Here is a 17315-nt window from a genome sequence, read left to right as displayed (position 1 = left end):
AAGTAGGGCATTTCCCTGTCCCGTTCATGTGGTTGGGTCAAATGCTACCGAAAACAGAAATCATCAGAAAGCGCCAACAAAGGTACGCCCGTGCCAGTCTCACTACGGGTGGTTGGGCTTCGCCATTATTTGCCGGCTTCCAGCACGATGCGGTATCGCGCCTCACCGCTCTCCAGTCGCCTGAACGCATCATTAACCTTGCTCATCGGAAAATGCTCCACCTTGGGCGCAATATTGTGGCGCGCAGCGAATTCCAGCATATCGGCAATGGTGGCCGGGCTTCCCACCGGGGAGCCTGAAACCTGGCGCTGGGCCATCAGCAGATTGAAGACATTGAGATCCAACGGTGCAGTGGTGGCGCCGACAAAATGCAGGCGACCGCGGGGCTTGAGGGTGGTGAGATAGGTATTCCAGTCGAGCTTCACATTGACCGTGGAAATAATCAGGTCGAAGCTGCCGGCGGCGGCTTCCAGTGCTGCCGGGTCACGGCTGTTCAAGGTGTGATGTGCCCCCAGCTCCTGCGCCTCCTGTTTTTTGCTGTCGCTCGAGGTAAAAGCGGTCACCTCGCAACCCCAGGCATTCAGGAACTGAAGCGCCAGATGGCCAAGACCGCCAATACCGATAACCGCGACGCGGCTGTTGGGCTTGATGCCGAACTGCACCAGTGGGTTATACACGGTGATACCTGCGCAGAACATCGGGCCCACTACCTTGGGATCGAGGCCGTCGGGAATCGGCACCACACTGTCTGCACTGGCGCGCACTTTGTCGGCAAAGCCGCCGTGGTGGCCAATAATCGTGGGCTGGGCCTCGGCGCAGAGATTCTGGTTGCCGGTATCGCACTCGCCGCAATGCCCACAGAATCCCGAATGCCAGCCAAGGCCGACGCGCTGGCCTTTCTCGAGATGAGTTACGCCGTCCCCCATCGCGCTCAAACGACCGACGACCTCATGGCCCGGGACCACCGGAAAGGCAGTCATACCCCATTCGTCGTTCACCACACTCAGGTCACTGTGGCACAGACCGCAGTATTCGACATCGATTTCCACCTGCCCCGGCGGCAGTTCACCCGGGTCGTAGCTGAAAGGTTTCAGTTCGGCGCCGGCACTGTCGGCGGCGTAGGCGTTGATCATGTTGACTCCCGATGGATGACTATTGGTACAGATACGTCGACAAAAAGCTCACGGATTTCGGAATCCGGTCTCCCAGGACATTGTTCACGTCGCGGCCTGTGGCAACATTACCCGGGAGGTCAGAACAAAAACATATAGACAATTTCCGAGGTGCCCGTGGGCCTAGTCACTGCCGCCATTCCCTTTTTCCTGCTCGCCGTGCTGATCGAACTGGCGCTCGACCGCTGGCGTGGCTGGGGCCTTTACCGCCTGAACGACGCCATCGGCAGTCTCGGCGCCGGTATTCTGAGTCGTATTCTCGGGCTGGTCAGAGTCGGCATACTGATGCTGCTGTATATCCCGCTGTATCAATGGCTGGAGCCTACCTACCAGAACCTCGGGATCCACTGGTCGCTGGAAAATCCCTGGCACCTGATCGTTGCCGTGATCGCCTACGATTTCTGCTACTACTGGAAGCACCGTATCAGTCACGAGATCAATATTTTCTGGGCCGAACATCTGGTGCACCACCAGAGCGAGGACTACAACCTCACCACCGCCCTGCGCCAGTCCAGTGACCTGGTGCCACTGGGCTGGGTTTTTTACCTGCCACTACTGCTGATCGGCATGCCTCCAGAGGTGCTGATCACTGCCGGAGCCATCGACCTGATCTACCAGTTCTGGGTGCACACACAGAAGTTTCCCAAGGTGCGCTGGATGGAGTGGATCTTGGTGACTCCGTCCAACCACCGGGTGCATCACGCCCAGAACAAGGTATACGTAGACCGCAATTACGGGGGTGTGCTGATTGTGTGGGACCGCCTGTTCGGCACCTACCAGGAAGAGCTCGAGGACGAGCCCTGTATCTACGGCGTGCGCAAACCTCTGAACACCTTCGACCCGCTCGCGGCCAACTTGCAGCACTTCAAGCGCATGTGGCTGGACGCGCTTTACACAAAAAGCTGGAAGGAAAAACTTACTTTGTGGTTCCGCGCCACCGGCTACCGACCGGCAGATGCCGAGGCGGCAATGCCTGTACCGAGTAGCGATCTCGAAGACTTTCACCGCTTTGACCCGCAGATTAGCCGCGGCCAACGCTGGTACGCACTGACCCAGCACGTGATCTTCTCTGGCGCTACGCTCGCGCTACTGGGAAGTGCCAGCGATCTTTCCTACGGTGTGCTCTCGGTCCTGGTGCTTATGCTGGTGATCGGCCTGGTGGTCAATGGCCGCATTCTGGATGGCGAGTTGCGCAGCCGACACTGGGAACTCGCGCGCCTGGCACTGCTGGCGGCGGCACTCCCGGTTCTGCCAGCGGCCATTTGGCTCCCGGTCATTGGCTACTGCCTGGCCAGCGGTTTCGTCTGGTGGGTGTTGGTTTTTGGCAGCAAAGACGCTACAGTCAGCCACGTTCGCGATTAGCAACTGGAATCCGCGGTAGCCCGAGCCCTCCCCAAGGGCGAAGGGTTGAGATTCCGCAGGTACTCCCGGCCGGGTTCGGGACGCCTGCCTCCCCGAGGCAGGCCGACCGGAAAAGCCCAACACTTTGCCCCCAGCACCGGCCGGGGGACTGCCTGTCTTCCTTTCGTTATAATCCCCGCCCACGACTCTCACTCACCAACACAGCAGCAGGGTTCGCCGTGTCTACAGGTACTCTTTATACGGTCTCCGCGCCCTCCGGCGCCGGCAAAACCAGTCTCGTCAAAGCGCTGATCGAGGCGGACACCCAGGTCACCGTATCCGTGTCCCACACCACCCGCCCCATGCGCCCCGGTGAGATCGAGGGCATCAACTATCATTTTGTGGATCGCGACGAGTTCGTGGCGATGCTCGGGCAGGATGCGTTTCTGGAGCACGCCCAGGTGTTCGACAACTTCTACGGCACCTCGAAAGCCTGGGTGCAGGAAACCCTCGCCAGCGGCCGCGATGTGATCCTGGAGATCGACTGGCAGGGCGCGGCACAGGTACGCAAGCTGATGCCGGAGACCGTGGGAATTTTCATTCTGCCGCCGTCCCAGCAGGCACTACTGGAGCGCCTGACCGGGCGCGGCCAGGACGACCAGGCGGTGATCGACAAGCGCATGGCGCAGGCGATCGATGAAATGTCCCACTATGTGGAGACCGATTTCCTGGTGATCAATGACGACTTCACCACCGCACTGAATGAACTACGCGCCATTATGGTGGCGGAGCGGCAGCGCCTGACTCGGCAGCAGGAGCAACACAGCGCCTTGCTGCAATCGTTGCTTCGCAGCCAGTAAAGGCCTGAACAGACCCTGTGGCGGTGGCGCTACCGGGTATGGGTTCGTGAGACACGGGCTAGGCGCCCCCCCGTTAACCCATCCATGGGGGCTCGGCTGCGGCCGTCCTGGCCGCAGACGGTCTCACAAACCCATACCCGGTATCACCACCTTCGCATCTCAGTTCGAGCGCGTTAAGCCACTGTTCGATTTGCGTACACCGCGCGGTCCGGTAGAATAGAGGGTCCCCGTCTGTGCAGGTACTGACCGCTCAGACAACAGAATTTGCCAATCCTCGCCCAGCCGGGCGAACTTACACACTGGAACAGAAGATTTATGGCACGTATTACCGTTGAAGATTGCCTCGACCACGTAGACAACCGCTTTGAGCTGGTAATTGTGGGCAGCAAGCGCGCCCGCCAGATCGCCACCGGCGGCCGCGACCCGATGGTTGCGGAAGAAAACGACAAGCCCACCGTAATCGCCCTGCGCGAGATCGAAGAAGGCTTCGTTGATGCCAGCATCCTGGACGAGCCGGAAGAAGAGCCGGTACAGCACTCCGCACCTGCGCCGGTATTCCTGTCCGAACAGGATATGTAATCCCGGTTGATCGACAGATTCAGGAACTGCTGGAAATTTAAGAGGCGAGCGCGGCTTTGCACACCATAGACAGTCTGGCCCATCGCCTCTCGTCCTACCTTCCTCCCGATCAGATCCAGTTCGTCCGCCGCGCATACTTTTATGCGGAACAGGCCCACGAGGGCCAGAAACGGCGTTCGGGCGAGCCCTATATCACCCATCCCCTCGCGGTTGCCACCGTCCTGGCCGGCATGCATATGGACGCCCAGAGCCTGGCCGCGGCCATGCTCCACGACGTCATCGAAGACACCGGCATCCCAAAAGCGGCGCTGGCGGAACAGTTTGGCGAGGAAATCGCGGATCTGGTGGACGGCGTCTCCAAGCTGACCCAGTTCGAGACCGACAGCCCGGCGGAAAAGCAGGCGGAAAACTTCCAGAAAATGGCCCTGGCGATGGCGCGGGATATCCGCGTGATCCTGGTGAAGCTCGCCGACCGCCTGCACAACATGCGCACCCTCGGTTCACTGAAGCCGGAAAAGCGCGCGCGTATCGCCCGCGAGACCCTGGAAATCTACGCACCTATTGCCAACCGCCTGGGCATGAACGATGTGCGGATCGAATTTGAAGACCGGGCCTTTTTTGCGATTTATCCACTGCGCGCCAGCCGCTTGCGCGCAGCGCTGGTGGCCGCCAGAGGCAATCGCAAAGAGCTGCTGGAGAAGATCCAGAATGCCATCGAGCTTCGCCTGGACCGGGAAAATATCGACGCGCTGGTAATCGGCCGCGAAAAACACCTGTACAGCATTTACCAGAAGATGCGCTCGAAGAAGAAGTCGTTCCGGGAAATCATGGACGTCTACGCCTTCCGCATCATCGTCGACAGCGTGGACACCTGTTACCGGACCTTCGGGGTTATCCACAACCTGTACAAGCCGGTGATCAGCGAATTCAAAGACTATATCGCCATCCCGAAATCCAACGGCTACCAGTCCCTGCACACCGTATTGCTCGGTATGCACGGGGTGCCGATCGAGGTGCAGATCCGCACCAAGGAAATGGACGAGATGGCCAACAGCGGTATCGCCGCCCACTGGCTGTACAAGTCATCCGGAGATGAAGTACTGAACACCGGCGGCACCAGCCAGGTGCGCGCGCGCCGCTGGGTGCAAGGCCTGCTGGAGATGCAGCAGCGCGCCGGCGACTCGCTGGAATTTATCGAAAACGTGAAGATCGATCTGTTCCCGGACGAGGTTTACGTATTTACCCCCAAGGGCAAGATTATCGACTTGCCGGCAGGTGCCACTGCGGTGGATTTCGCCTATTCGGTACACACCGACGTGGGCAACTCCTGTGTGGCGGTGCGCATCAACCAGCGGCTGGCGCCGCTGTCGCAACCGCTGGAAAGCGGTCAGAAGGTCGAAATCCTTACCAGCAAGAATGTGCAGCCAAATCCAAACTGGCTCAATTTTGTGGTCACCGCGAAAGCGCGTAGCGCGATTCGTCATTACCTGAAACACCAGCGTCATCACGACTCCATTGAACTGGGACGCCGGTTGCTGGAAAAGGCGCTGGTCAAATTCCACCTGAAAATATCTGAGCTGGACGAGGCGCAGATTCAGCGCGGCGTAAAAGAGGCCCGGTGCGAGAGCTTTGACAACCTGCTGGAAGAGATTGGCCTCGGCAACCGCGCGGCATTCTCTGCGGCAAAGCTGTTGATACCTCCGGGTACTGTGGAAACCGAGGCGAGCAATATCTCGTCACCGCTGACCATCGACGCCCAGGAGGGCATGATGATCAGCTTCGCGCGCTGCTGCCGGCCAATTCCCGGCGATGCCATCATGGGGCATATCAGCTCCGGCAAGGGTGTGGTGGTACACCGGGATACCTGCCGCAATGCGGCGGAACTGCGGGAACACCCGGAGAACATCATGGCGGTAGCCTGGTCCCCAGACGTGAAAGGCGAGTTCCTCGGCGATGTGCGGGTGGAGGTGGAATCCGAGCGCGGCATCATTGCTCGCCTGGCCACCCGCATCACAGAAGAGGGCGCCAGCATCGAACAGATACACGTGGACGAGAAAGATGCGCAACACAGCGTGATTGCGCTGACCCTGGAAGTGACCAATCGTGTGCACCTGGCTCAGGTCATGAAGCGCCTGCGCAACCTGCCGGCCGTTATCAAGATCGCCCGTCCCTGATCCAACAGCGACATACCGCGTCCCGTCTCATCGATCGTTCTGACCCCGATGTTTTTGCGGACGCAAATTTCGACAATACAGTGAAAGCCGATAGGGTTTTGCTGGAAAATTTCCAGATTGTGGACAGGCTCCGCATATCGTTAATGCGCCCTTGCCGCCGCTCCCCAAACTCCGAAAACCGCGCTATATTCTCCCGCTTTCTTTTTCAGTAAGCAGGCCGTATCAGGCCCGGAGAGAAGTAACCATGCCCAATCGCGCCGTGATAAAAACCGATAAGGCACCGGCTGCAATCGGCAGCTACTCGCAAGCCGTGAAAGTGGACAACACCATTTACCTTTCTGGCCAGATTCCTCTGGTACCGGAAACAATGGAACTGGTTTCCGACGATTTTCGCGAGCAAGCGGTACAGGTGTTCAAGAACCTGCAGGCGGTCTGTGAAGCAGCCAATGGTAGCCTCGATGATCTGGTGAAATTGAATCTTTACCTGACCGACCTGAGCAACTTCGCCATCGTTAACGAAGTGATGGAGGAGATGTTTACCAAGCCATTTCCGGCCCGCGCTGCTGTAGGCGTGAGCCAGTTACCCAAAGGTGCTCAGTTTGAAGCTGAAGGGGTGTTGGTGATTTAAGCGGGTCACTGCTTACACCGATTGCTAAGGCGCCGCCTGTGAATGGCGGCGCGAACAGAACGGCTTTTGCTGTTCAGTCGTTTTCCAGCAGGGTGCTGTAGCCAGCGCGGTAGTCGGGGTACAGCATTTCATAACCGCTATCCAGCATGCGCTTGTTGCTCATTTTCTTGGAGCGGCGCTCGCTGGTAGCCACTTCCTCGCGCAGATGTGCGCTGGTGTATCCCATCGACTTGGCCAGCCAGCTCTGCAATTCATACATCGGCACCGGCGTGCAGTCCGCACCGATATACAGCTTCTCCAGCGGCATTCCCTTCTTCTGCCCCTCGATCAGGTGCGCCAGGAACCCGACGGCATCGTCCACATGAATGCGGTTGCTGAATTGCGGTGGAGAGGGCGGTGCGCAGCGGCCGGCGCGCACCTGAGACAGTAGGCGATCACGCCCCGGGCCATAAATGCCCGCAAATCGCACCACGCAGGATTCTGTAGCCGAGGATTGAATAATCTTTTCTGCAGCGAGCAAGGCTTCGCCCTGGTAACTGCCGGGCAGGGGCTGAGAGCGCTCATCCAGCCACTGGTCGCCACTTTGGCCATAGACACGGGTTGAGGATATCCACAGCAACAGGCGAGGAGGTTTTTCCATGGCCGCCAGGGCATCACGCAGGGTGGAGGCGGTTTCGACGTAGGCGCGCTGGTAGGCCTGAGGCGTACTCGCCCCGGGCGTGAAGGTGGCTATGACAATATCGGCACCGTTACTGAGATGCCGCTGGATGTCTTCGAGTTTGGTGGCATCGCCGCGGCGCCAGTTGACCACGTCTGCACGGCGCTTGCGCGAAAGTGCCTGCAGTGGATTGCGTCGCACACCAAATACATCGTATGCCTTGCGATCCAGCTTCAATGCCAGACGAGTCCCCAGATCGCCACAACCGAAGATCCAGACTTTTTCCTTTGCCATAACTGCTCGAGTCAACCCCCGGGTACCGCAACTGGCCCCACAATACACGATGCCCGGACAAAAAAGCATCGCGTCCAAAAAGTTTTATGAATTACTGCGAATTATCAGTCAGCAACAGTGTTTATAACCTGTTTGCCAACCATATTCTGTGAACAGGGCCCACAGAAGCTGCGGGCCCCTGCAACCGAAGTGCAATCAGGCGACGTCAGCTGCGAGATTTCACCATACGGTAAATAAACAGCAGGACGACGGCACCAACCACGGCGGTGAGAATGTCTCCGAGCGAAAAGCCGGTGACCGGACCACCAATACCCACCAGGGAGCCCAACCAGCCGCCGATGAACGCACCGACGATACCGATAACCATGGTCACGATCCAGCCACCCGGATCTGGGCCGGGCATGATCCATTTGGCCAGTGCACCTGCAATCAGGCCAAGAATAATCCAAGACAAGATACCCATAGAGCGTTTCTCCGCTTTGCATGTTTTGAACACTTGCCCTTACACGTATAGCAAAAAAAGCGCCACACCACCGCCTGCGCCGGCATGTTAATAGCAAATTTTACTAACTATAAGCCTTGTTAATAGCATTTTTTGTCGGATTGAGACATTCATACGCGGTATCCCCAGTTTTACTGGCCGCCCGGGGGTGTTTATGAATAAACTCTATCGCCAAGTTTTTTCTAATTGCGTTTGCCATGACACTGAACGAATTGCGCTACATCGTCACCCTGGCCCAGGAACAGCACTTTGGCCGCGCCGCCGAGCGCTGTTTTGTCAGTCAGCCGACCCTTTCCATCGCCGTGAAAAAGCTCGAAAAAGAGTTGGGCGTGGCGCTGTTCGAGCGCTCGAAAACCCGGGTGCAGGCTACCCCGCTGGGTGAACGCATTGTGGCGCAAGCACAGCTGGTGCTTGAGCAATCCGCGGCGATCAAAGACATCGCCAGTGCCGGCAAGGACCAGCTGAGCAGCCCGCTGTCGGTGGGTGCCATCTTCACCATCGGCCCCTATCTGTTCCCGCACTTTATTCCCCAGTTGCAACAGCGCGCACCGCAGATGCCGCTGTACGTGGAGGAGGGCTACACCTCCACCCTGCGTGCGCGCCTGCGCAAGGGCGAGCTGGATGCTGTGATCCTCGCGCTGCCGTTTACCGAGCCAGACGTGGTTACCCAGCCCCTGTACGACGAACCGTTTGTGGTACTGATGCCTTCGGACCACCCGCTCGCGCAATACGAGGCACTGACACCAGACCAGTTGTGCGAGGACAATGTGCTGCTACTGGGCGAAGGTCACTGTTTCCGCGACCAGGTTCTGGAAGCCTGCCCGCAACTGCAGCAGTCCATCGAGAAAGAAGCCGGCAGCGGGCATATTCGCACCGCCGCGGACGGCAGCTCCCTGGAAACCCTGCGCCATATGGTTGCCTCGCGTCTTGGCATTACCGTGCTGCCACTGTCTGCGGCCGCCGCCTCCCAATACGCTACCGGCGTGCTGGTCACCCGCCCGTTTGTGGCCCCAGCCCCGCAACGCACCGTAGCACTGGCATGGCGCGCCAGCTTTCCGAGACACCGCGCAATCGATATGCTGCGCGACGCTATTAACCAGTGCCAACTTCAGAGTCCGTGAAGCAGACACACAAACAACCCCAAAAAGCCCTGGCAGAAATCCCCGTCACCGCCCTGAAAGGGGTAGGGGCAAAACTGGCGGAAACACTCGCCAAACTGCACATCAGCTCCCTGCAGGACCTGCTATTCCACCTGCCTGCGCGCTACCAGGATCGCACCAGAGTCATTCCCCTTGCGGGCCTTCGGCCCGGAATGGACGCGGTCATTGAGGGGGAGGTGCGCGCCGCCGATGTAGCCTTCGGGCGACGCCGCAGCCTCGCAGTGCGCCTGCAGGACAGCACCGGCAGCATCACCCTGCGTTTCTTTCATTTCACCGCAGCACAGAAAAACCGCCTCGCACCTGGCACCCGGGTACGTTGCTATGGCGAAGCCCGCCGGGGCAGTGCCGGCATTGAACTCTATCACCCGGAAACCGAGATTTTGGGTGAAGGAATTTCTCCCGTAGCGGACACGCTCACACCGATATATCCCCTCACGGAAGGTCTGGGACAGGGGCGCCTGCGCGCGCTGATCGGCCAGGGGCTGGACTGGCTGGCCGAGGGAAATGTCACCGAGCTGCTCCCCACAGAGTTATTGCCACGCGCGCTTCAAATGCCACTAGCAGGCGCCCTCATGTACCTGCACCGGCCGCCGGCCGACGCGGATCTGTCACAATTGGCCGAAGGGCAGCACCCCGCACAACAACGCCTGGCAGTGGAAGAGCTTCTCGCCCACCACCTGAGCTTGCTGGAATTGCGCCGCAACGCATCCGCGGTTGCCGCGCCGCCACTGCAGGCAAGCGCTGCTCTGGAACGGGACTTTCTCGCCCGTCTGCCTTTTGCCCCCACCGGTGCGCAGCAACGGGTGGGCAAAGAAATTGCCAGTGACCTCGCCAGCTCAGCCCCCATGATGCGCCTGCTGCAGGGCGATGTCGGCGCCGGTAAAACCCTGGTGGCCGCGCGCGCCGCGCTACAGGCTATCGGCGCTGGCTTTCAGTGTGCGGTAATGGCGCCCACGGAAATTCTCGCGGAGCAGCACCGCATCAACTTCTGCGGTTGGCTGGAACCCCTCGGCATCAGCGTCGCCTGGCTAACCGGCAGCATGAAAGTGGCGGAGCGTCGCGCGCAACTGGAGGCGATCAAAAACGGCGATGCACAGCTGATTGTAGGGACCCACGCCCTGTTCCAAGAGGGGGTGGAATTCCATCGTCTGGCGCTGGTGATCATCGACGAGCAACATCGTTTCGGGGTGGCCCAGCGCCTGCAGTTGCGAGAGAAGGGCGCTCAGGAGGGAGCTCCTGGCAAACAGCAGCGCACACAGCCCCACCAGCTGATCATGACCGCGACCCCAATCCCCCGCACCCTTGCCATGTCCGCCTTTGCCGACCTCGACTGCTCGGTGATCGACGAACTGCCCCCCGGACGCCAGCCCATCAATACCGTAGCCATCTCCAATGAGCGCCGCTATGACGTGATGGAGCGAGTGCAGAGTGCGGTGAGGGAAGGGCGCCAGGCCTATTGGGTGTGCACCCTGATTGAGGAGTCGGAGACCCTGCAGGCTCAGGCCGCGGAGTCTACCGCAGCGGAGCTGGCAGACACCCTGGACGGCGTGCGCGTGGCACTGGTCCACGGGCGCATGAAGCCCGACGCCAAGGAACTGGTAATGAAGGCTTTCAAGGCCGGCGAGGTGGACCTGCTGGTGGCTACGACCGTGATCGAGGTCGGCGTAGACGTGCCCAATGCCAGCCTGATGATCATCGAAAACCCCGAGCGCCTGGGGCTCGCCCAGCTGCACCAGTTAAGGGGGCGCGTCGGCAGGGGTAGTATCGCCAGCCACTGTGTCTTGATGTACTCCACACCACTTTCCGCCAATGGTCGCGCGCGCCTGCAGGCCCTGCGCAGTCATTCCGATGGATTCGCCATTGCCGAAGAGGACCTTCGCCTGCGCGGTCCAGGAGAAATCCTCGGTACCCGCCAGACCGGCGAGATACAGCACCGCATTGCCGACCTGCAACGGGATGCCCACCTTCTGCCACAGGTCCAGAAAATTGCCGCATCCCCGCAACTCACCGCAGAGTCTCGGGCCGCGCTGGTGCGCCGCTGGCTGCACAACAAACCCCGCTTTGCCGAAGCCTGAGCACGCTTCACAGGTTTGCACCTCCCCGGGCAGCCGGCCCCCGGAAATTTCGGACATCTCGAGGAATTTGCGAACTGCTGCCCGAATTTAAGTGGCGCCCTACATTGTCAAGACCAATTGGTCACTGGCGGTCACTAATAATTTTGCACTCCTGATCGCGCGGTGGCAGCCTCACTAAAGAGAGCTAATTGCACCTGCAGTTGCGGCCACCCCGCGGCTCGCAAAAGGGCGCACCAACATCAAGAGCGAACATCAACGGAAGATCCCTTGAACAGACATATCAAGCACACACTGGCCCTGATCGGGCTGTTGCTCGCCACCCCCGGATGGGCACAGGGCCTGTTTGGTGGCAGCGATACCCCCGCCCCCCATATCACCCTCGCCCACACCGAAATTACCGCAGAAATCCCCACGCCCCTTGAGGGCAACGACTTCGATGCCCTGCTGGCACAGGCAACCTCCGACGAGGGCCTCAGCGCCACTCGCGAGAAAGCCATCAGCGCCTTCAGCGATCAGTTGCGAGCGAAGCTGAACTTTGCACTGCGAGAATTCTTCACCGACGAGGATGTGCCACTGATTACCGACAACAGCTCACTGACCCTGCACAACAGCATCGATATTTCCGTGGTGAAACAGTTGAGTGGGCTGAAAAACAGCGGAAGCTATGAGGTGGAGCGCGGCAACCTGACCGCCAGTGGCAGCTACGGGTTTCGGCTGAATGCCCCCGATGGACGCGTATTGAAAGAGCAGCGCCTGGACATTGCCGAACTGCGTCTGAAAGGCAAGTACCAGATCAAAACCCCCCTCGGCAACGGGGAAGCGGAAGACAACACTAACGAGCAGCTTCAGAAAATGGTCGATCAGCTGGTGGTGCGGATCATCGATCGTGTCGAAGACGACCTGGAAGCAGACAGCCTGCGGGAGCTTTCCGGACGGGGCTGATTTCCCCCTGGCAATAACAGCGATCATTCAGGGGGCTGGTCCGGCCCCCCGTCACCACATTTTTAGCCCGCCTGCTGATTCCCCAGCCAAACCGTCGACGCTTACCTCAATAAAACGGCCTACGCCGAGACCAATTTCACAAAAAAGACTGCTACTGACGCACAGGTCACGGAATTTTTTTGCTCTCCGCTCTAATAAGTGGCAGCCTGTCACAGTAATTTCATAAATATAGAGCGAACCCATTCGCCGCTGATTTACGAATATCCCGGTATAAAAAAGAAAACAGGGAATAGATGAATGAGAACTTCAAAGTTACGCCGACTGGCCCTGGCCGGTCTGCTGGGTATTGGTATGTGCGCGCAGGCCAAGGCCCAGTTTTGGGGAGGTGACGAGCACACCCCCAGCCTGGTCATTGCGCCCTCCAATATCCAGTTAGATGTACCGATGCCGGTTTCCAGTGGCAACCTGCAGCTGATGCTTGCCCAGGCCACCAGTGGCGGCGGGCTCGCAGAACTCAAGCAGCAGGCGGTACGCAACTATACCCAGCACCTGCACAGTGAATTCGCGCGCGAGCTTTATGAACACCTCGAAGACGAAAAAGTACCGTTAGTAGAAAGTGAGGGCGTGCTTACCCTGCAGAACGCCCTCGATCTCAAGGTAATCAAACACCTGAGCTCCATGAAACCGAAAGGTGACTACGATATCGAACAGGGCGAGGTGGCCCTGAGCGGAGAGTTCCGCTACACGCTTTCAAATCGCGGTGGTACCCCCCTGCGCGAACAGCGTATCGATATCAGCGAGCTGGATATCCAGGAAAAGTATCTGGTGCGCACCTATCACGACGGACGCGCTACCGAAGACACTACGGAAGAAGCCATCAAGGACGCACTCAGCGAGTTGGCGGAAGCGCTACTGCAAACGATGGAAGACAATCTGGAAGCAGATCAATTGCGGGAAATGGCGTCTCTCTGACGCCCGCTATCGTTGCGATCCACACCAACAAAAAAAGGGCGAGCTGTCACCAGCTCGCCCTTTTCTGTTTATCGTTTCTTGTTAGTTCTTATTGTTTCGCGATGCGAATCCGGTCAGGAGGTAGCCCGCCGACCTTCACCGTTGTCCACCACGCTGTTGTAGTTGTCGTCTTTGAAGGTATCCATATGCAGCGCGCCTTCACTCTTCGCCACAATGGTACTTACCACCGAGTCCCCGGTGATATTCACCGCCGTGCGCACCATATCCAGCAGACGATCCACACCCATCACAATGGCGATACCCTCAAGCGGCAAACCGACCTGTTGCAGCACCATTGCCAGCATGATCAGGCCAACCCCGGGAACCCCGGCAGTACCGATGGAGGCAAGGGTCGCGGTCAGGATTACCGTGAGGTAGCCCATCAGGCCAATCTCGATACCATACAGCTGGGAGATGAAGACCGTAGCCACCCCCTGCATGATCGCCGTGCCATCCATATTGATGGTGGCTCCCAGGGGAACGGTAAACGACGCCACCTTGTTATCTACACCCAGACGCTTCTCCACCGTCTGCAGGGTGACCGGTATGGTGGCCGCAGAAGACGCCGTACTGAAAGCAAACACCATCGCCGGGCGCATCTTCTTAAACAGCTTCAGCGGGCTCAGGCCAGAAAGCAGCTTCAGCAGCAGCGAATAGACACCGAAGGCGTGCAACAACAGCGCACCCAGCACCACCAGGAAGTATTTCAGCAGCAACAGGATCGTATCGAAGCCAAGCTGCGCAATCTTGTTCGCCAGCAGTGCAAACACACCGTAGGGTGCAAACACCATCAGCACACTCACCATGCGCAGGATCACTTCATTCAGGTCGTTGAAAAACCCTGCAACGCGCTGGCCCGGCTTGCCACTGCGGGAAATGGCATAGCCCATCAGCAGCGCAAACACGATGATCTGCAGCATATTGCCCTTGGCCATCGCATCCACCGGGTTGGTGGGGAAGATGTTCACCAGCACCTCTGACAGCGGTGGCGACGGCTTCGGATCAAAACTCGCGTCCCCCGCAATCGCTTCCATACCCACCCCGGGCTGGAACACGATGGCCAGCAACAGTGCCAGCGAAATCGCTGCCGCGGTCGTAACCAGGTACAGCAGCACCGTCTTGCCCGCCAGCACCCCGACCCGGCTGCCCTCGGAAAGCGCACAGGCACCACAGATCAGCGACACCAGTACCAGCGGTACCACCATCAGCTTCAGCGACGCGATAAAAATCCGCCCGACGATATCGAACAGGCCATTGGTCAGGTAACTGTTTATAAAGCTGGTCACCCGAGCTCCCAGCACCTGGCTGGTATCGAGGAAATTAAAAATCAGGCCAACTGCGATGCCCGCAATCATGGCCAGTACAATTTTTTTGGTGAGCCCCATGGTCTGTCCTGTTGTTATCTACCTGCACCCGGTAGCGGCACCGCCACCTGATATTTTTCAGCGTCACTATATCCGCAGCACGGGAGCGGGGCAAAAATCCCCCGGTTTCCCCCTGCCGCCGGTCAGGTACAATGCGGCTATTTGAACCTGCGCGGAGTCTGCGTTGTACCACCCCCAGCACCCGTCCCAGTACCATTCACCTTACGAGTCACCCTTCCTGACTATCGGCGACTGGCAACCGCTGGAGAGTCTCCACGGACACGCGCCCCCGGAGCGCCTGCTGCCCTGGCTTTTGCACCCCGGCTCCCTTACCGCCGCCCTCAAACACCTCAGCAACGGCGAGTTTAGCGTACAGATCCTCAGCCAGGGCTGGCAGCAACCACACCTGGAAGAGCGCCGCGCCCTCAACCTGAAAGAGAGAACCCGCGCACTGGTGAGGGAAGTTCTGCTCTACGGCAGTGACGAAAACCCCTGGGTCTACGCCCGCAGCGTACTGCCCGAGCGTACCCTCGCCGGCAAATCCCGCTACCTGCGCACCCTCGACAACCGACCCCTGGGCGAACTGCTGTTCAGCCAGCCCGACATCCGCCGAGGCCCTATCGTTCTCAACCGTCTCGAGCGCAACCCGCGCTGCCGACAGACCGAGCTGGACGCCATCGAACCCAGCGCCTGGGGTCGCCGCTCCACTTTCTGGCTGCACGACAAGCCGCTACTGGTTGCAGAGACCTTTCTCAGCAGTTTCAATCCACATAAACCGCCCCTGACCTGAGTAAACCACACGGCGTATCACAAGAGAAAAGCCATGATCAGCCAACAGATCCAGCAGCGCTGGCCCGCCGCACTCCCGTACTGGCAACTTGCGCGGCTGGACAGACCCATCGGCTCACTGCTTTTACTTTGGCCCACCTGGTGGGCACTGTGGATCGCCGCCAACGGCTGGCCGGGACTGCACCTGTTTGTGGTGTTCACCCTAGGTGTCATCCTGACCCGCGCCGCCGGCTGCGCCGTCAACGACTTCGCCGACCGCAATATCGACGGCCACGTAAAACGTACCAAACAGCGTCCACTGGCCACCGGCGCCGCCACACCTAAAGGCGCCATGCTGCTGTTCGCCGGGCTGATGCTGCTGGCCTTCTTGCTGGTTCTGACCACCAACAGGCTCACCATCCTGCTGTCACTGCCGGCACTCGCGCTGGCCTTCTGCTACCCCTTCGCCAAACGCTATACCCATCTGCCACAGGTCGTGCTGGGCGCGGCATTCAGCATGGGCATCCCCATGGCATTTGCCGCGGTCACCGGAGAGGTGCCCGCAGTTGCCTGGCTGCTGTTCACTGCCAACCTGCTATGGACGGTGGCCTACGATACGTTTTACGCCATGGTGGACCGAGACGACGACCTCAAGATCGGAGTCAAATCCACGGCAATCCTGTTTGGGGACATGGACCGGGTGATGACCGCCAGCCTCCAGGTGATGGTGATTCTGGCGCTGCTGATGCTCGGCAGTCGCGTTGAGCTGGGCGCCCTCTACTACGGCGGTGTCGCCGCGGCAGCGTGCCTGTTCAGCTATCAGCAGTGGCTGGTGCGGGATCGGCAACGGGACAACTGCTTTAAAGCGTTTTTGAACAATAACTGGGTCGGCGCGGCGGTTTTTTGCGGACTATTTTTCCATTTCCTGACCAGCTGACTGGCGAGTGGCCGCGCCGGATTCGCGATCGTCGGGCGCCTGTCATATATTTGTCACCAAAGTGACGTTAAATGGCCACTCTAAGAAGGAAGTGTCAGCGGAGTGACACGCTCATCAGTTAGGGTACGGCAGGCAGATGCACAACAAAACGATTCTCATCGTCGACGACGAAGCCCCGGTAAGGGACATGTTGCGAATAGCCCTGGAGATGGCGGATTACCGCTGCCTGGAGGCGGAGAATGCCCAGGCGGCACACGCACTGGTCATCGATGAGAAGCCGGACCTGATTCTGCTGGACTGGATGTTACCGGATGTCTCCGGAGTCGAGCTGGCCCGCCGCCTGAAACGGGATGAGCTGACCGCTGCCATTCCAATCATTATGCTGACCGCGAAAGGCGAGGAAGACCATAAGATCAAAGGGCTGGAGACCGGTGCGGACGATTACATCACCAAACCATTTTCTCCCCGTGAGCTGGTCGCGCGCCTGAAGGCCGTACTGCGTCGCGCGGGACCGAGCACGCCGGAAGAACCTCTGACAGCAGGTGGTCTGGTGCTGGACCCGATCAGTCACCGGGTGACGATCAATGGCAACCCGGTAGATATGGGGCCGACGGAGTTCCGGCTACTGACCTTTTTCCTCTCGCACCAGGAGCGCGCCTATACCCGCACCCAGTTGCTGGATCACGTCTGGGGCGGCAACGTGTATGTCGAAGAACGCACCGTAGACGTACATATCCGCCGCCTGCGCAAAGCGCTGACTGTGGACGGCCACGAGCGCTACATCCAGACCGTGCGCGGGACCGGCTACCGTTTTTCTGTACAGACCGCAGAAAGGGTGTAACCTAACAAC

The 17315-nt window shown here is 59.2% G+C and carries 16 protein-coding genes; 12 read left to right on the top strand and 4 right to left on the bottom strand.

Going from position 1 to position 17315, the window contains the following annotated elements; all coding sequences use genetic code 11:
- Positions 1-125: 125 nt before the first annotated feature.
- Positions 126-1133, bottom strand: coding sequence for an NADPH-dependent aldehyde reductase Ahr (ahr, locus tag LC059_RS08455; protein ID WP_226703411.1), 1008 nt, complete (start codon positions 1131-1133; stop codon positions 126-128).
- Between the two features lie 156 nt (positions 1134-1289).
- Between ahr and LC059_RS08450 the strand changes: the two genes are divergently transcribed.
- The 5 genes from LC059_RS08450 (at position 1290) to LC059_RS08430 (ending at position 6754) form a co-directional block, all read left to right on the top strand.
- Positions 1290-2534 carry a sterol desaturase family protein gene (locus LC059_RS08450; protein WP_226703410.1) on the top strand — a complete coding sequence of 415 codons (1245 nt, stop codon included), beginning with the start codon at positions 1290-1292 and terminating at the stop codon, positions 2532-2534.
- 218 nt (positions 2535-2752) lie between these two features.
- Positions 2753-3373 (top strand): guanylate kinase, encoded by a 621-nt coding sequence (gmk, locus tag LC059_RS08445; protein ID WP_226703409.1) that lies wholly within the window; start codon positions 2753-2755, stop codon positions 3371-3373.
- A 315-nt stretch (positions 3374-3688) separates the two neighbouring features.
- The gene (gene rpoZ, locus LC059_RS08440) at positions 3689-3952 is read left to right on the top strand and encodes a DNA-directed RNA polymerase subunit omega (RefSeq protein ID WP_181254876.1); all 264 of its coding nucleotides are present in this window, start codon (positions 3689-3691) and stop codon (positions 3950-3952) included.
- Positions 3953-4008: 56 nt separating this feature from the next.
- The gene (locus LC059_RS08435) at positions 4009-6126 is read left to right on the top strand and encodes a RelA/SpoT family protein (protein ID WP_226703408.1); all 2118 of its coding nucleotides are present in this window, start codon (positions 4009-4011) and stop codon (positions 6124-6126) included.
- A gap of 244 nt (positions 6127-6370) precedes the next feature.
- On the top strand, positions 6371-6754 hold the full coding sequence (locus LC059_RS08430) for a RidA family protein (RefSeq protein WP_226703407.1): 384 nt from the start codon (positions 6371-6373) through the stop codon (positions 6752-6754).
- Between the two features lie 73 nt (positions 6755-6827).
- Here the strand turns inward: LC059_RS08430 and LC059_RS08425 are convergent, their stop codons facing one another.
- Positions 6828-7706, bottom strand: coding sequence for an NAD-dependent epimerase/dehydratase family protein (locus tag LC059_RS08425; protein WP_226703406.1), 879 nt, complete (start codon positions 7704-7706; stop codon positions 6828-6830).
- Between the two features lie 205 nt (positions 7707-7911).
- Positions 7912-8169 carry a GlsB/YeaQ/YmgE family stress response membrane protein gene (locus LC059_RS08420; RefSeq protein WP_226703405.1) on the bottom strand — a complete coding sequence of 86 codons (258 nt, stop codon included), beginning with the start codon at positions 8167-8169 and terminating at the stop codon, positions 7912-7914.
- A 236-nt stretch (positions 8170-8405) separates the two neighbouring features.
- Here LC059_RS08420 and LC059_RS08415 point away from each other — a divergent pair, with 236 nt between their 5' ends.
- The 4 genes from LC059_RS08415 (at position 8406) to LC059_RS08400 (ending at position 13357) form a co-directional block, all read left to right on the top strand.
- Entirely contained in the window at positions 8406-9329 is a 924-nt protein-coding gene (locus tag LC059_RS08415; protein WP_226703404.1) for a hydrogen peroxide-inducible genes activator, read from the top strand.
- The gene (recG, locus tag LC059_RS08410) at positions 9326-11443 is read left to right on the top strand and encodes an ATP-dependent DNA helicase RecG (RefSeq protein WP_226703403.1); all 2118 of its coding nucleotides are present in this window, start codon (positions 9326-9328) and stop codon (positions 11441-11443) included. Before LC059_RS08415 ends, recG begins: the two co-directional genes overlap by 4 nt.
- 267 nt (positions 11444-11710) lie before the next feature.
- Positions 11711-12385 (top strand): hypothetical protein, encoded by a 675-nt coding sequence (locus tag LC059_RS08405; RefSeq protein WP_226703402.1) that lies wholly within the window; start codon positions 11711-11713, stop codon positions 12383-12385.
- Between the two features lie 297 nt (positions 12386-12682).
- Positions 12683-13357 (top strand): hypothetical protein, encoded by a 675-nt coding sequence (locus tag LC059_RS08400; protein ID WP_226703401.1) that lies wholly within the window; start codon positions 12683-12685, stop codon positions 13355-13357.
- A gap of 113 nt (positions 13358-13470) precedes the next feature.
- On the opposite strand, the gene LC059_RS08395 is transcribed toward LC059_RS08400, so the two are convergent.
- Positions 13471-14781 carry a dicarboxylate/amino acid:cation symporter gene (locus tag LC059_RS08395; RefSeq protein WP_226703400.1) on the bottom strand — a complete coding sequence of 437 codons (1311 nt, stop codon included), beginning with the start codon at positions 14779-14781 and terminating at the stop codon, positions 13471-13473.
- A 163-nt stretch (positions 14782-14944) separates the two neighbouring features.
- Between LC059_RS08395 and LC059_RS08390 the strand changes: the two genes are divergently transcribed.
- The 3 genes from LC059_RS08390 (at position 14945) to phoB (ending at position 17306) form a co-directional block, all read left to right on the top strand.
- A complete protein-coding gene (locus tag LC059_RS08390; protein WP_226703399.1) occupies positions 14945-15550 on the top strand; it encodes a chorismate--pyruvate lyase family protein in 606 nt (201 codons plus the stop codon).
- Between the two features lie 33 nt (positions 15551-15583).
- On the top strand, positions 15584-16465 hold the full coding sequence (gene ubiA, locus LC059_RS08385) for a 4-hydroxybenzoate octaprenyltransferase (protein ID WP_226703398.1): 882 nt from the start codon (positions 15584-15586) through the stop codon (positions 16463-16465).
- Between the two features lie 136 nt (positions 16466-16601).
- Positions 16602-17306 (top strand): phosphate regulon transcriptional regulator PhoB, encoded by a 705-nt coding sequence (phoB, locus tag LC059_RS08380; RefSeq protein ID WP_226703397.1) that lies wholly within the window; start codon positions 16602-16604, stop codon positions 17304-17306.
- Positions 17307-17315 lie beyond the last annotated feature (9 nt).

Origin of the sequence: Microbulbifer elongatus, assembly GCF_020524885.1 — a bacterium.
In the GTDB taxonomy this organism is placed as follows: domain Bacteria; phylum Pseudomonadota; class Gammaproteobacteria; order Pseudomonadales; family Cellvibrionaceae; genus Microbulbifer; species Microbulbifer elongatus_A.
This window is presented reverse-complemented; position numbering and strand designations above follow the sequence as displayed.

Bases quoted from the DNA above. Each gene is read 5' to 3' on its own strand.
- LC059_RS08430 (WP_226703407.1), top strand. From the start codon at position 6,371: ATGCCCAATCGCGCCGTGATAAAAACCGATAAGGCACCGGCTGCAATC.
- LC059_RS08415 (WP_226703404.1), top strand. From the start codon at position 8,406: ATGACACTGAACGAATTGCGCTACATCGTCACCCTGGCCCAGGAACAG.
- ubiA (WP_226703398.1), top strand. From the start codon at position 15,584: ATGATCAGCCAACAGATCCAGCAGCGCTGGCCCGCCGCACTCCCGTAC.
- phoB (WP_226703397.1), top strand. From the start codon at position 16,602: ATGCACAACAAAACGATTCTCATCGTCGACGACGAAGCCCCGGTAAGG.
- LC059_RS08425 (WP_226703406.1), bottom strand. From the start codon at position 7,706: ATGGCAAAGGAAAAAGTCTGGATCTTCGGTTGTGGCGATCTGGGGACT.
- rpoZ (WP_181254876.1), top strand. From the start codon at position 3,689: ATGGCACGTATTACCGTTGAAGATTGCCTCGACCACGTAGACAACCGC.
- LC059_RS08395 (WP_226703400.1), bottom strand. From the start codon at position 14,781: ATGGGGCTCACCAAAAAAATTGTACTGGCCATGATTGCGGGCATCGCA.
- LC059_RS08400 (WP_226703401.1), top strand. From the start codon at position 12,683: ATGAGAACTTCAAAGTTACGCCGACTGGCCCTGGCCGGTCTGCTGGGT.
- LC059_RS08420 (WP_226703405.1), bottom strand. From the start codon at position 8,169: ATGGGTATCTTGTCTTGGATTATTCTTGGCCTGATTGCAGGTGCACTG.
- ahr (WP_226703411.1), bottom strand. From the start codon at position 1,133: ATGATCAACGCCTACGCCGCCGACAGTGCCGGCGCCGAACTGAAACCT.